Raw genomic sequence first — 13,714 nt, 5'->3', positions numbered from 1 at the left:
TAGGGTTGGGCAACCACCATTTTACCACAACCTGCTCACGGGGCGCGCAATTCTAGTTAGGATCGAGAGGACGAGGCACCTAAAATATCAGTCAATGGCTGCTTTTCTAAGACGTAACGTACGGTGGATTGACCACGGAGGATATTCGAGACGACATATCCTTTGGCAAAATACGCTGTGAACAATTCGCGCGTCATCTCTCTCCACAAAGAAGCGACGGCCATATCTGCTCGTTTTACATCCTGGAAGAAGGCAGGGACAGGGAGCAGTACAATAGGCTCTTCGCATGATAAATCTATTTCAATGGGATGTGGAATGCCATCCTTGATTTCTAAACGCAACAGGTCAGGCACCTGTTCAAAAGAGGGAGTAGAGTTCTTTCCTGCCTGACGCGATTCCACACGATCGCTTCCGATAAACCATTCTACGAGAAAACGGTCTGTCGGTAGTCCACGATTGAAGTCGTCATCGAGCTGTCCGTAGCAGTTTGGCAAGTAAGTGCGAACGATACCGCCGAGCTTGGCTATGTTCAGAACACCATTTACGGTTTCAAGCGGATCGTACGTCCATGTTATTTTGGAATAGCCTGCTGCCACCGCTTCATCTTTTTGCAGCCATTTCATTTGTACGCCCAGCCCTTGCTTGCGATACTCTGGCAAAAAGCCGAGCATGTGCGAACAAAGATGGGGTTCTCCGTTGGTGAAGCCCGGGAAGCTGTACAAAAAGCCGATCATTTCCTCGCCATCGAACGCCCCTAAAAACAGACCGCCAAACTTTTGCATGGTGAGTGTCATATGGTGGGGAATAGCAGTAGATGGGTCCCATATTTGCCCCTCCATTGCTTCTAATTGTTCAATCTCACTGATTTCGGCCAACTTTCGTAACGTGATTGCCATCTACGATTTCCTCCTCAAACGATTCGTGTTTTTTTTCTTCATTCGGGACAAGCTCTCGCATTCCTGCTTGGGAGTAGTTGCGTCTGCATTCTCTCTCGCTGATAATAGAGAAGGACAACAGGCATGAAACTAGGGTCGAGGAGGATTTTTGGCGATGGAAAATAAATTTCAGGTTGAACTGTGGAATCGTTTGACGCAAGCACCAGGAGCGCCTGGCTTCGAAGGTCCGGTACGCGAGATTATGCGGGAATACATAAGCAGCTATACGAATGAACTCATGTACGACAATTTGGGCAGTATTTTTGGTGTGATGCGTGGTGACGAGAACGGTCCCAAAATTATGGTAGCGGGTCACATGGACGAAGTCGGCTTCATGGTTACTCGAATTTCTGATAAAGGATTTATTTCATTCCAGACGTTGGGAGGCTGGTGGGGGCAGGTCCTGCTCGCACAACGTGTACAAATTATTACGGACAATGGACCCGTCGAAGGCGTAATCAGCTCGATCCCGCCGCATGTTTTGAGCGATGATCAGCGCAATCGCCCGATGGATGTACGCAACATGTACATTGATATCGGCGTGGATTCACGTGAGGAAGCAGAACAGGTAGGGATACGGGCTGGCCAGCAAATCGTTCCGGTTTGTCCGTTGCAGGTCATGGCCAATCCGCGCCGCATCATGGCTAAAGCATGGGATAATCGCTATGGTTGCAGTTTGGCAGTGGAGCTCGCAAAAGAGTTGCACGAAAAACCCGATCATCCGAATGTCGTCTACGTCGGGGCCACTGTACAGGAAGAATTGTCTGGGCAGCGCGGCGCGAAAACTGCCGCAGCATCCATTGATCCAGATTTGTTCTTGGCATTGGATGCGAGTCCAGCCACAGACATACCAGGTGTAAAAGATGACGGCGGCAAGCTCGGCGGTGGACTTTTGATGCGCATCTACGATCCGATGTACGTCATGCCGGTAGGATTGCGTGAGCTTCTTATCTCCACGTGTGAAGAAGAGAACATTCCGTACCAGATTTATGTGGCAAAAGGTGGGACGGATGCAGGGGTCGTACAGTACCATGGCAAGGGAGTGCCGTCTGCCGTTATTGGAATTCCTTCCCGATACATTCACAGCCATGCTTCGATCATTGATCGCGAGGATTACGAGGCAGCCAAGCGTCTCTTGTTCAGTGTCATTCGCAAGCTGGACCGTGCGACGTGGGAATCCATTTTGCCGAGATAAATGGTCTGGAGAAAATCGTCGAGGAAAGAGAAAGCGGAGGAGTGCTTTTGAACGCGATCATATTGTATACACGGCGTCAGGGCGAAGCGACGTCCTTTGAATTTAATGTGTTTGACAATCAATTCGCTACGGAGAATCTGGCAGTGCGCAAGGTGCTGATGGCAATGCTTGCAGCCGTTTCCAACAACTTGACCGATCTGGAAGTGGAGTACAACGACAGCATATTGGTGGAAAAGGTCGGGGCGAAGCGTGCCGGGGAGCTGCTTCGTTTTCTCGGGGCAACTAAAGAGAACATGCGGGAAAATCTGAGCAATGGTGTAGTCGTCAGCCGGACCTTTCAAGCGCCTTTAACACAGGAGCGCTATGAATACTTCTACAACTTGACGGACATCGCACAACTGTCACACTATCGCTTGAAAGACGGCAAAGAAGATCGCATCGTGTTTTATTTCACACGCTATCTCCAACTGATTGTGCCTGATGAAAAGTCTCGCCAAGCATTTTTGGACAGATTGGAAGAATTTTCACTACCCTACAAGCTCGTACCGATTGCGTAAATGAAATGAAAAAAGTCATTTTGCCCTTGCATGAAGGCGCAAAATGACTTTTTTTATTGATTGCCTGAGGCTAGGTGGAAGGACGATTTGGCCCTTCCAGTTTTTTGTCTCCATAGCCCGGTGCATCGTTTTGAACGCTTTTGGGCTGGCGATTGCGCTCGTCTGGTTGATTTTGCTGTACAGAGGAATCCTTGCTTTGCTTGGTCATATAACTACCCCTTTCTCAGAACCATGGCTGCCAAGTCGAATTTGTTTTTTGGGAAATGCGGGAGGATACATGGTCCTCCAATTGGATGAACAGGGAGGTGAGCGGCACTCGCCTAAGCACTTCCATTTGCTTTTCGGGTTGATGCTGTGCGTGTTCCTCTGTGTTCATGTGGCCCCCTCCTTTCTGCGATTTTTTGAGGATGAGTCAAGCACATTGTTTTTGTGGCGGGGAATTGCATATACGGCAAACAGACCAAGAATGGCCGCCAAAAACAGCGTAATCACTCCATAGCCAATCCACGGATATTTACTGCCGACTCCCCCTAGCTTTTCAACCATTGCTCCACCCAATCCCGTCCCAAGAGCCGTCCCAAGACCAGATACGAAATTGGAAAAGCCGAAATACGCTCCCAGCCATTCTTCTTTTGCGAAATGAGTGACGAGACTGTCCAGCATCGGCATAAACAGCATCTCGCCCAAAATGAAAAGAAGCGCTGCCCCGCACAGTGTGAGAAAGTGGTTCGCCCATCCCATGAGCGTAAGCCCTGTACCCAACAAGATCGTTCCCATTGTGACAGACAAGTACGGATTGATGCGCTGTAGAACAAAGCGTGAGATCAACCCTTGCAAGACGACGACACTGAGCGAGTTGATCGTCCAGATGAGACCAATCATCGTAGCAGAATGCAGGACATGCTCTCCCCGCAGTGGCAGGATCATGGCGAATTGAGCGTAGACTGCCCAGATTAAGAGCGAGATCACGGAAAAAAGCAGAAAGCTGCGATGGGTCAAGATGTGACGATACTCCTTGATCGGCGTTTGCTTGCAATCTGTTCCCACACAGCGATCATCGGGAAGGATGAAGCGAGAAAAGACAGCAAGTGCTCCGTACACAAAGGCAGCAACGAGAAATGGCTGTTTCCCACCCGCAGTCATCCACGTAATGACCAAGCCTGCGACAATGATCCCGCTGTGAGCGAGTATCCCTCTCCACGAGAAGGCAGCGGTTCTTTGGCTCTCATCCACTTCATCCGCGATCATGGCTTTAATGGTAGGAGCGAGCAGGCCAAGACCCAAACCGTTGACAGAGGAGAATAACAAGAAGAGACCATAGGAATGGCTGAAGTGATAGCCTGCCATGGCACATCCTTGAAGAAATGCCCCCAAGGCTAGGATGGAGCGTCTGCCCCAGCGATCGGACATCAAGCCGCCTGCCAGGCTTCCGATTTGGTATGTGATACTTCCCGCAGCCAAAATGATGCCGACTTGGGAGAGAGAAAGAACCCGTACCTTTTGCAAAAAGACTGGAAAGACGGGAATGACCAGATAAGAGGCCATGTGCATGAAAAAAACGGCTATCAGTAACAGCAAGTAAGGCTTGTTGCGTAACAGTGATCCAGTAGAGGCTGTCATGTTCGGCTCCTCTTTGATTCATTCCTCTCTAGTATGCTCATCCTGCTTTATGAAAAACGTCTAGTCGTTTTTCACAAACCCAAAGTAGGCCACCACACAAAATCGATATGAGGGCAGGCAAGCGTCCAATCCAACAAACGTGGAACCACATATACCTATAGGGAAAGGTACCATGGGCGGTATGGAATGGTGCGAGGAGCGTTTGGCAGGATGAAGGGGGGATCTGACGTGAGAGGATTTGGTTTCTTCAACGAGGAAGGTTTCGAAGTGATCATCTGGATCATCGTGATCGTTTTTCTCCTCGTTATATTTTTTGACGAAGGGATAGATTAAGATGAGTGGAAATAGGCCGGTTCGGCAATTGAATCACTATTACAAAACAAACGAAGCTTTCAAGAAATGGATAAAGGCCAATGAGCAATGGTTCAAGCAAAATCCAGAGGTTTTTAACCAGATGCTGCGGAATCCGAAAATGGTTAACTTGTTTACGGATCTCATGATCATGAACTCGCCGCGCATTGAAAAGAAACTGAAGAGATGGAGAAGGAACCAACGCTGATCGATCCGGCATGCTGCCAAATAGAGCATGCCGCTTTTTATTTGGAACGCTGACGAGTTCTGTTATAAAACCGGGATGACGAGCGTAGGGATAAGCATATGCTGCTTGTTCGAAGAAAGGATGAAGCACAACATGGCACAAGTCATTTTGACGTTTTTCGTGGCTTATGGCATTGTGGTCGGCGGCGCTCTTTCAGGTGGGGTGGGTGCCTTTCTCACAGAAAAGCCTCCGCTGCTATCTATGGCCCAATTGGCTGACCAGCTCAAAATATGGGGATTGGTTGGGGCGTTGGGTGGTACCTTTGATTCGTTTTTGCAGATCGAAAAAATACTGATGGGAAATTTGACACCTGTCTTTAAACAGCTTGTGATGATCGTCGTCGCATTCTTGGGTGCCCATATCGGAACGATTTGTGTGCATTGGCTGGTACAGGTGCGCTCATGAAGGTGATTCTTTGGAAACGTTACCTCGCTCTTTTGCTCATGGGGTGCGTGTTGGGCGGAACCGTGATTTTATTTACATACGGACGCGAAATGGAGCAGATGATGCTGATCAAGAAAAGCTTGGAGCTGCAAAACAAAAAACTGTACGAGGAAAATCTGGAGCTGAAGCAAAATCAGCGCGTCTATCGCAAAAAGCAAGAGACTGTCATCGAAGACGTACGCGCTTCTGTACTCACAGCGGATCAGAAGCAGCCGCTTCATGCCACGATTGTGGTACAAGTAGTCGACCGCGTGGAAAAGGATCTCGCTTCGTTAAAAGGGAAGAAGGTTGAGCAGGTTGCTGAGGTCCATCAGGTCTTGCATGAAATGCTGCGACGCCGCGAATATATTTTGTCTGATCGAACGACCGTGGAGGTACGAATCAAAACGGTGGTGATCAGTAGAACGCTGCATGTGTTCGTGACAGCGGACGTTATACCCGATGATGTTTGGCAAAAGATTGCGCGAAACTTTCTATTTCTTCCGCCGTATATTTCAATATAGAATATCTGATAGCCAGATCAGGTAGGTCTGGGTCGGTATAAAGGAGAGGCGAACACATGTCCATGTTCAAAAAATTATTGGCTAGTGTAGGTATTGGCTCTGCGCAAGTAGATGCACGTCTTGAGCAGGATTCACTCATTCCCGGAGATATGGTCAGAGGTGAGGTCCATATCAAGGGAGGAGATGTCGCCCAGGAAATCGACGAAATCTACATGTATGTCGTCACACACTATGAAAGAGAAATCAACGACTCTAAGACGAAGGAAGAATGCACACTTGTAAAATATCGTCTATCTGAGCGGGTACAATTGAAACCGAAAGAAGAAACCGTTCTGCCATTCGCTTTTCAATTGCCGTATGAGACGCCATTGACGATGGGGCGTCAACCCGTTTACTTGCGGACAGGTCTTGATATTAAAAATGCGATTGACCCGGGGGATTCCGATTTCATCGAGGTTCGCCCACATCCGTTAATGTCCAAAGTGTTGGATGCTGTTCAACAGATCGGATTCCAGCTATATAAGGTAGACTGCGAATACAATCGTCACCTTGGTCGCAATCATCCGTTTATACAGGAATTCGAATTCCGTCCGACAGGGCCATACCGTAGCCAATTGGAGGAGCTCGAAGTCGTCTTCTACCTTCGCGATGGCGAATTGGAAGTTTTATTGGAACTGGATAAACGTGCACGAGGCTTTATGGGAGCATTTGAAGAAGCGTTTAATCTCGACGAACGCTATATCCGTTTCCGCTTAACGAATGCAGACGTGAACAAACATACGCATGTCATTGCAGAAGCGATTGAAGCGCTCATTAAGCAGCAGCTTCGCTAGAGAATAATACAAAAAAAGGCATGACGGGGTGAATTTACCACTCTGTCAGCCTTTTTTTCTTTATGGAGATCATAATCATCGCCCTAGCAGATAGTCACTGAGATCTATCAATTGGTGTAGAGGCCTCTCCCTAAATTCCTGTACACAACTCTCTTTCTAATTTTTCGATTTGCATGTATAGGGCTGGATTTTTCTGACAATACTGTGAGCATGAAGAATCCAGAGGAGGATATTATTATGAATTTGTTAGAAAAAACGCGAAAAATTAATGTGATGCTTCAAAAAACAATGGGTGGAAGCGGTGTAGCCTTCCAAGATCTCGCAAGGCTTTTATCTGAAGTGATTTCTGCAAATGTTTACATCATTACCGCAGATGGCTCGATCCTGGGAAGTGGAATGAATCAGGAGATTTCCCTGCAAGAAGAAGGTCGTTCATCCACGCAGCTACAGGAAGGTGTACATCAGAAGCTGCTGGAAGTTACACAAACCTTGGCGAACGAGCCGATTACCAGTCCGTACAGCCTGGTTCCAAAAGAGTTGAATTCGATCTTCCCGCAAATGATGACGACGATTGTTCCTATCAATGCAGGGGGAAGCCGTCTTGGCACATTAGTGCTGCTGCGTGCTTACGGTCAGTTTGAAACAGAGGATCTGATTTTGGGTGAGATCGGTGCTACCGTGATCGGTATGAAAATCGTTCGTCAGCGCACAGAACAGATTGAAAATGAAGTGCGCGACAAAACATTTGCCAAAATCGCACTCTCTTCGTTGTCCTACAGTGAACAGATCGCGATTGAAAAAATTATGGAGCAGTTGGATGCACGTGAAGGCTTGCTAGTAGCGAGTCAGCTAGCAGATCAAGCTGGCCTGACACGTTCCGTCATCGTGAACGCTCTTCGCAAGCTGGCAAGCGCGGGTGTGCTGGAATCCCGTTCATTAGGGATGAAGGGTACATATATCAAAGTGTTGAATGACAAATTCCCATCTGAATTGGCGAAATGGAAAACCTCATAAATGGCATGAACCACACAGAAGCTCTCCCTGTACGGGGAGGGCTTTTGTTTATGATTCAACAAGTATAGCAGAATCGATAAAACGTTCATGATTTAGCGATTGAATAAATGATTTTCTTCCCTTTATAATGTCCACAAAGGTTTAAACTTCAAAAAATTCAAAAATTAAAGTCCATACTTCAATAACGAATGGAGGGTCTAAGAAATGAAGGTGATAATTGGTGGGATTGCGCATGAAACGAATACGTTTTCCAATGTGCCTACGACGCTCGAGATGTTTCAAAGCTATGAGTGGGATTATCATGAAACGATTGTGAATCGCAATCGGGGCGTTCGCAACTTTCCGGGTGGGATGGTGGATCGCGCCGAAGAGCTGGGCATCGAGCTACTGCCGACCTTTCTCACCTTTACGTATCCAGCGGGGACGATTTTGCGGGAAGCGTATGACCGGATTAAAAAGGAGCTTCTTGACACGATTGCTGCGACAGAAGGGGCAGATGCCATTTGTCTGGGGCTTCACGGAGCGGGGGTCGTAGAAGGAATGGATGACCTGGAAGGCGACATTCTGGCATCAGTGCGTCAGTTGGTCGGTTATGACATTCCCTTAATTGTTACGCTCGACCTCCATGCAAACATGACACAAAAAATGGTGGATGAGGCAGACGCGCTCTTGGGTGTTCACCTCTACCCGCATGTGGATTGCTATGAACGCGGAATGGAAGCAATCGATCTTGCGCACAAGATGGTCACGGAAGGTATCAAGCCGACCATGCATTTGACCCGACTGCCACTCTTGATTCCGACATCAGCTACTCACCATTCCCCGGCACGCGAAATAAATGAAGCCTGCTGGGCATGGGAAAAGGAAGAAGGCGTCATCGACTGTGCATTCTTCCACGGATTTCCGTACACGGACATTCCAGAGCTGGGCGTCTCTGTTTTGAGTGTGACGAATAACGATCAGGAGCTCGCCAAAAAAGTGAGCGAAGATGTCGCCAGTCTGATTTGGGAAAAGCGGGATGAATTCGAGCTGAACATGCCCACTCCTGCCGAGGGAATTGCGATGGCACTGGAAACGGAAGGCATGCCCATCGTCATCAATGAGACCTCAGATAATCCAGGTGGAGGCACACCCGGAGACGGAACGCATTTACTGCGGGCAATGCTGGATGCCCAACTGACAAATGCCTGCTTTGGTTTTATTTACGATCCCGAAGTGGTCCAGATTGCCCATCAGGCTGGCGTAGGCGCTACCATCCAACTATCACTGGGTGGAAAAACAGACTACTTGCATGGAGAACCCCTTGAAGTAACTGCCTACATCAAAGCTTTGACCGATGGAAAATTCATTGCGACGACGCCGATGGGGCAAGGGGGTCATGAGAATTTTGGCAAGTCCGTTCGTTTGCAAATTAACGGGGTTGATGTACTGGTTTGCTCCGTGAAATCGCAAGTGCTGGATGAGCAAATTTTTCTGTTGCACGGAATTGATGTGACCAAATACAAGATCGTGGCCTTGAAATCAAGCACACATTTCCGGGCATCCTTCGAACCGATCAGCGCACGCGTCATTACCGTCGATTCGCCGGGACTGACGACGCTCAACTTCCGCTTCTTCAAATACGAGCGCGCCATTCGTCCGATTTATCCGTTAGACCCAGCCACAGAGTGGAACCTACATCAATTGACAAGGAAGTAGATGATCATGGAATCCGTACAGGAGCGCATCCGCAAGCATTATCCGGAATTGACCAACCAACAAAAACTCGCAGCCAAATACATTCTCGCCGAGCCGAAGACCGTTGCACTGCAACCAGCCAAAGTTGTCGGGGCATTGAGCGGCACAAGCGAAACGACAATCATCCGACTATCTTACGCTCTCGCCTACTCCGGGTACAGCGAATTGCAAAATGAGATACGCAGCTCCTTATTGGAAAAAGTTCCAAAAGCTGATGCCATCCACAGTTTCCGAGCAGCGGCTGTGGAGATGAAGGGAAAACAAGACCTGATTTCTTATAACATGGAGCAGGATGTTGCGTATATTCGGCAAACGTTAGGGGAACTGCAAAAGGACCATCTTTTGCAAGCGGTTTCAAGTGTTATGGCAGCCAAACACATTCTCGTTGTAGGGTTTCGCAGCTCCTATGCTCCAGCCCATTGGCTCGCCTTTACACTGAATGTCGTCAGAGGAAACGCGCATCTGTACAATGGGCCAGTTGATGACGTCAACTATCTGTTGACCCAGATCAATCAGGAGTGGCTCGTGATCGCACTCTCCTTCCCCCGTTATACGAGTGAAACGATCCTTTTTGCAAAAGCAGCCAAAGAGAGGGGCGCCAAAATCATCGGGATTACAGACGATGAGCTATCTCCGATCGGGCCGGTAGCCGACCAAATTTTGAAAGTCACCGCACCTGCTCCTACCGCCTTAAAAGGAATGACAGCGATCTTTTCCATGCTGAATATTTTGATCAGTGGTGTGGTTCAAGCTGATGGCGAACAGGTACAACAAAGACTAAAAGAATACGAAGAGACAAGTCGACAAATATACCCGTTTGTGGAAGGGACAGAAGTGTAACGGCAATTGATAAGGGGGACGGGACATGAAGATTCACAAGTGGAAGCAAGGGGCCTTGAGTGTATTTGTGGCAACGGCGTTAATTGCAGGCTGCTCCTCACAGCCGAGCAATCAAGCGGGGAATGACACGTCGGCCAAAGGTAACACATTAGTCATCGCTTCCTTGACGGACCCAGACTCGCTTGATATGCACAAAACGAGCTGGCTGAGCATGGAAAACAGTTTAATATATGAGCCTCTATTGACCCGTGATGCAACAGGCAAACTCCATCCGGGTTTGGCAGAGAAGTACGAAATCTCGCAGGACGGCAAGGTGTGGACATTTATCCTCCGCAAAGATGTCCGCTATCACTCTGGCGATCCAATGACGGCAGCATCTGTAAAGGATTCGTTTGACCGTTTGCTTGCCATTTCGCCTGTGAAGGGGCTTGCAGGTCCGATTGAAAAAGTGGAAGCAACAGACGAGTACACGCTCAAGGTGCATTTTAGCCAACCATTTGCCCCTTTTGTTAACGTCATTGTCGGTGGATTAGTCTCGCCTCTTGACGCCAAAAAGGCAAAAGAATTAGGAGATGGCTTCTCAGATAATCCATCTGCAACGGGGCCGATCATCTTTGACAAACGCGAGCGGGGTGCATCGCTCACCTACAAGAAAAATCCTGATTATAACTGGGGACCGGAGTACGCTGCCAACAAAGGCCCTCTGCAATTTGACAGCTTGATGTTTCGACTTATGAAAGACGACGATACGCGGCTGATGGAATTCAAAAAGGGTACGGTCCATGTGTTGTATGATGCGCCGGCGAACTCAGTTGCGGAGCTTGAGACACTGCCCGGAGTCAATATTGAGAAAGTGATGGACGTTGGAAACAAATACATCGCTTTTAACAACAAGCACCCGTTGTTTTCAGATGTCCGTCTGCGCAAAGCAGTAGCCCTCTCCGTGGATCGGGATCCACTTGTTCAGGTAGCATTGAACGGATTTGGCAAGCCGGTCTATGGTCCATTGGCCCCCACGATTTATGGCTACAGTGAAGCGATTGAAAGCAAGGCGAAGCAGTTGTATACGAGAGATTTAGGCAAAGCCAAGCAGTTGCTGGCGGAAGCAGGCTGGACGGACAGTAATGGGGATGGCATCGTAGATAAGGACGGAAAACCGTTGTCTGTAGAAATGCTCGTCTCACAAGAGCCAGCGTTTCAGCGAGCGGTGCAGATTTTGCAGAGCCAGTTGAAAGAAGCAGGTATTGATATGAAAATCAGCGTACAAGAAATGACGACCATAAAAGATCGCATTTCGAAAAAGTCGTATGACATGGCTTTGATGTACTACGGCTGGTTTGATGCAGATATCTTGTACCTCATCTTTGAAAAGAGCAATTCAACAAGCCGTACTCATTACACAAACCCTGAGTTGGATGTATTACTAAACAAAGGACGTCTGGAAATGAATGAACAGGCGCGTCTCAAGATTTACGAAGATGCACAGGAGATTTTGCTGAATGACCTGCCGTGGGTTCCGTTATGGGTGAGCGAGACGGTGGTAGCGACACGCGGTGTCAAAGGCTTTACGGTCAACCCGTACACGCAGGGCATTACGTTGCATGATGTCACGCTCGAAAAATAGACAACGGAGGTGAAGGCATGCGCCGATATGTAATAAAAAGATTACTTTCCCTGGTGGGGACACTGCTTGGCGTATCCGTCCTGATCTTCTTGATGGTGCACCTCATTCCGGGCGATCCCGCAACACAAATACTCGGACAGTTTGCAACACCAGAGGCCATCAGTCAAATGAGAGCGAAGCTAGGTCTTGATCAACCACTGTGGCAGCAATACATGCGGTTTGTCGGAAATCTGTTCGCTGGCGATTTGGGAACATCGTTATTCACTGGCGAAAAAGTATGGGATCAGATTATAAACCGTTTCCCAATCACCATGCAGCTTGCCATCCTTAGTGTTATTATTGCCGCAATATTCGGCATCTTGTTGGGCACGATTGCTGCCGTCAAGCAAAACACCATCATCGATCGACTTGTGGTGCTTACCTCGTTACTCGGTATTTCGGCACCCGGCTTCTGGATTGCCTTGTTTCTCATCTGGATTTTTGCTTACAAGCTGGCCTTGTTTCCGATTTCCGGCTATGAGGGGATTCACTCCCTGCTACTGCCAGCGATCACCTTGGGTATGGCAGAAGCGGGGATGATCGCCCGTATGACCCGATCCAGCATGCTAGAAGTCATCAAGCAGGATTACATGCGGACAGCCGAGGCCAAGGGCGCGGCGCTTTTCCGAATTATAGTGAGCCACGGTCTGCCGAACTCCATAATTCCTGTTGTCACGATGTTAGGCTTGCAGTTCGGTTCGCTCATGGCTGGAGCTGTGGTGGTGGAAACCGTGTTTTCTCTGCAAGGGATCGGCAGCATGGCGATTGAGGCGATCAGTAAACGGGATATGCCGACCATACAGGGCATGGTGTTTTTCATGGCGTTGATTTTTGCCTTAACCAATTTGGTCGTGGATCTCATTTACAGCCGGATTGATCCGCGAATCCATTTCGACTAAGGAAGGAGCAGATGGATGGTGAACAGTAATCGTCCGGAGTCGTATTGGGGAGGGATGGGCAAACGGCTGAGACGCAATAAGACAGCAATGGCGGGTGTGGTCATCCTGATCGTCTTTACACTGGGTTCGCTTCTTGCTCCAGTCATTGCCCCTCATCCTGTCGAACAAATGAACTTTAACAGCCGATTAAGCGCTCCGAGTTTGACTCATCTTCTCGGAACGGATGATTTTGGCAGAGATATTTTTTCCCGTTTGTTGCACGGGGGGCGAATCTCCTTGCTGATGGGCTTGATAACGGTTGTACTTTCTACCTTGATAGGTGTAACGCTCGGAATTATCGCTGGCTATTATCGTCGGGTGGATCTGTTTATCATGCAGGGCATGGATATTCTCATGTCACTTCCCGCATTGCTTCTGGCGATTGCGGTCATTGCGGTCTTGGGTCCCGGTTTAACGAATGCCATGATCGCGGTAGTCATTGCCGTTATTCCGTCTTATGTGCGGGTCGTTCGCTCGGCGGTCTTATCCATACGGGAAAAAGAGTACATTGAGGCTGTTCGCGCTCTGGGGATCAGGGATTGGCAGATTATGCTGAAACATGTTTTACCCAATATTCTCTCCCCAATCATCGTGCTTTCCACCATTCAATTCGGTGTGAGTATTTTGGCGGCAGCGGCCTTGAGCTTTCTCGGACTGGGTGCGCAACCGCCGATGCCAGAGTGGGGAGCCATGGTGTTTGTCGGCAAGGCATTCTTGAGTCAGGCCTGGTGGATGTCCATTTTTCCTGGATTGGCCATTATGCTGGTTGTCCTTGGCTTCAATCTGTTAGGTGACGGATTACGGGATGCATTCGACCCGAAAACGAGGTAATGGATG

General features: G+C 48.6%; 16 protein-coding genes. 12 read left to right on the top strand and 4 right to left on the bottom strand.

Features of this window, described 5'->3' with window-relative positions:
• Positions 1 to 56: 56 nt before the first annotated feature.
• Positions 57 to 896, bottom strand: a complete 840-nt coding sequence (locus ASG16_RS16460; RefSeq protein WP_056489366.1) for a GNAT family N-acetyltransferase — start codon at positions 894 to 896, stop codon at positions 57 to 59.
• 154 nt (positions 897 to 1,050) lie between these two features.
• Between ASG16_RS16460 and ASG16_RS16455 the strand changes: the two genes are divergently transcribed.
• Positions 1,051 to 2,130: a M42 family metallopeptidase gene (locus ASG16_RS16455; RefSeq protein ID WP_056489364.1), complete on the top strand. Its 1,080-nt coding sequence runs from the start codon at positions 1,051 to 1,053 to the stop codon at positions 2,128 to 2,130.
• A 41-nt stretch (positions 2,131 to 2,171) separates the two neighbouring features.
• Positions 2,172 to 2,687: a hypothetical protein gene (locus tag ASG16_RS16450; RefSeq protein ID WP_082517222.1), complete on the top strand. Its 516-nt coding sequence runs from the start codon at positions 2,172 to 2,174 to the stop codon at positions 2,685 to 2,687.
• A gap of 70 nt (positions 2,688 to 2,757) precedes the next feature.
• Here the strand turns inward: ASG16_RS16450 and ASG16_RS30935 are convergent, their stop codons facing one another.
• The 3 genes from ASG16_RS30935 to ASG16_RS16445 are packed head-to-tail and all read right to left on the bottom strand — an operon-like array spanning position 2,758 to position 4,307.
• A complete protein-coding gene (locus ASG16_RS30935; RefSeq protein WP_198674236.1) occupies positions 2,758 to 2,895 on the bottom strand; it encodes a hypothetical protein in 138 nt (45 codons plus the stop codon).
• Between the two features lie 15 nt (positions 2,896 to 2,910).
• The gene (locus tag ASG16_RS30930; RefSeq protein ID WP_198674234.1) at positions 2,911 to 3,063 is read right to left on the bottom strand and encodes a hypothetical protein; all 153 of its coding nucleotides are present in this window, start codon (positions 3,061 to 3,063) and stop codon (positions 2,911 to 2,913) included.
• Positions 3,060 to 4,307 carry an MFS transporter gene (locus tag ASG16_RS16445; RefSeq protein ID WP_056489363.1) on the bottom strand — a complete coding sequence of 416 codons (1,248 nt, stop codon included), beginning with the start codon at positions 4,305 to 4,307 and terminating at the stop codon, positions 3,060 to 3,062. Before ASG16_RS16445 ends, ASG16_RS30930 begins: the two co-directional genes overlap by 4 nt.
• A gap of 334 nt (positions 4,308 to 4,641) precedes the next feature.
• Here ASG16_RS16445 and ASG16_RS16440 point away from each other — a divergent pair, with 334 nt between their 5' ends.
• From ASG16_RS16440 to ASG16_RS16395, 10 genes are all read left to right on the top strand, one after another.
• Positions 4,642 to 4,866 carry a hypothetical protein gene (locus ASG16_RS16440; RefSeq protein WP_056489361.1) on the top strand — a complete coding sequence of 75 codons (225 nt, stop codon included), beginning with the start codon at positions 4,642 to 4,644 and terminating at the stop codon, positions 4,864 to 4,866.
• Between the two features lie 132 nt (positions 4,867 to 4,998).
• Positions 4,999 to 5,310 carry a YtrH family sporulation protein gene (locus ASG16_RS16435; RefSeq protein WP_007720892.1) on the top strand — a complete coding sequence of 104 codons (312 nt, stop codon included), beginning with the start codon at positions 4,999 to 5,001 and terminating at the stop codon, positions 5,308 to 5,310.
• Entirely contained in the window at positions 5,307 to 5,852 is a 546-nt protein-coding gene (locus tag ASG16_RS16430) for a sporulation membrane protein YtrI (RefSeq protein WP_007720889.1), read from the top strand. Before ASG16_RS16435 ends, ASG16_RS16430 begins: the two co-directional genes overlap by 4 nt.
• Before the next feature lie 56 nt (positions 5,853 to 5,908).
• On the top strand, positions 5,909 to 6,685 hold the full coding sequence (locus tag ASG16_RS16425) for a sporulation protein (protein ID WP_048033979.1): 777 nt from the start codon (positions 5,909 to 5,911) through the stop codon (positions 6,683 to 6,685).
• Between the two features lie 237 nt (positions 6,686 to 6,922).
• Positions 6,923 to 7,699, top strand: a complete 777-nt coding sequence (gene codY / locus ASG16_RS16420) for a GTP-sensing pleiotropic transcriptional regulator CodY (protein WP_056489359.1) — start codon at positions 6,923 to 6,925, stop codon at positions 7,697 to 7,699.
• Positions 7,700 to 7,903: 204 nt separating this feature from the next.
• Positions 7,904 to 9,397, top strand: coding sequence for a M81 family metallopeptidase (locus ASG16_RS16415; protein ID WP_048033977.1), 1,494 nt, complete (start codon positions 7,904 to 7,906; stop codon positions 9,395 to 9,397).
• Complete coding sequence (locus ASG16_RS16410) at positions 9,398 to 10,276, top strand: MurR/RpiR family transcriptional regulator (RefSeq protein ID WP_056489357.1); 879 nt, start codon at positions 9,398 to 9,400, stop codon at positions 10,274 to 10,276. It abuts the gene before it with no gap.
• 25 nt (positions 10,277 to 10,301) lie between these two features.
• Positions 10,302 to 11,900 (top strand): ABC transporter substrate-binding protein, encoded by a 1,599-nt coding sequence (locus ASG16_RS16405; protein WP_056489355.1) that lies wholly within the window; start codon positions 10,302 to 10,304, stop codon positions 11,898 to 11,900.
• Positions 11,901 to 11,917: 17 nt separating this feature from the next.
• Positions 11,918 to 12,838 carry an ABC transporter permease gene (locus ASG16_RS16400; RefSeq protein ID WP_056489354.1) on the top strand — a complete coding sequence of 307 codons (921 nt, stop codon included), beginning with the start codon at positions 11,918 to 11,920 and terminating at the stop codon, positions 12,836 to 12,838.
• 15 nt (positions 12,839 to 12,853) lie between these two features.
• Entirely contained in the window at positions 12,854 to 13,708 is an 855-nt protein-coding gene (locus ASG16_RS16395) for an ABC transporter permease (RefSeq protein WP_056489352.1), read from the top strand.
• The last annotated feature ends 6 nt before the right edge of the window (positions 13,709 to 13,714 follow it).

The sequence above is a fragment of the Brevibacillus sp. Leaf182 genome (assembly GCF_001423865.2).
Taxonomy (GTDB): Bacteria; Bacillota; Bacilli; order Brevibacillales; family Brevibacillaceae; genus Brevibacillus; species Brevibacillus brevis_C.
This window is presented reverse-complemented; position numbering and strand designations above follow the sequence as displayed.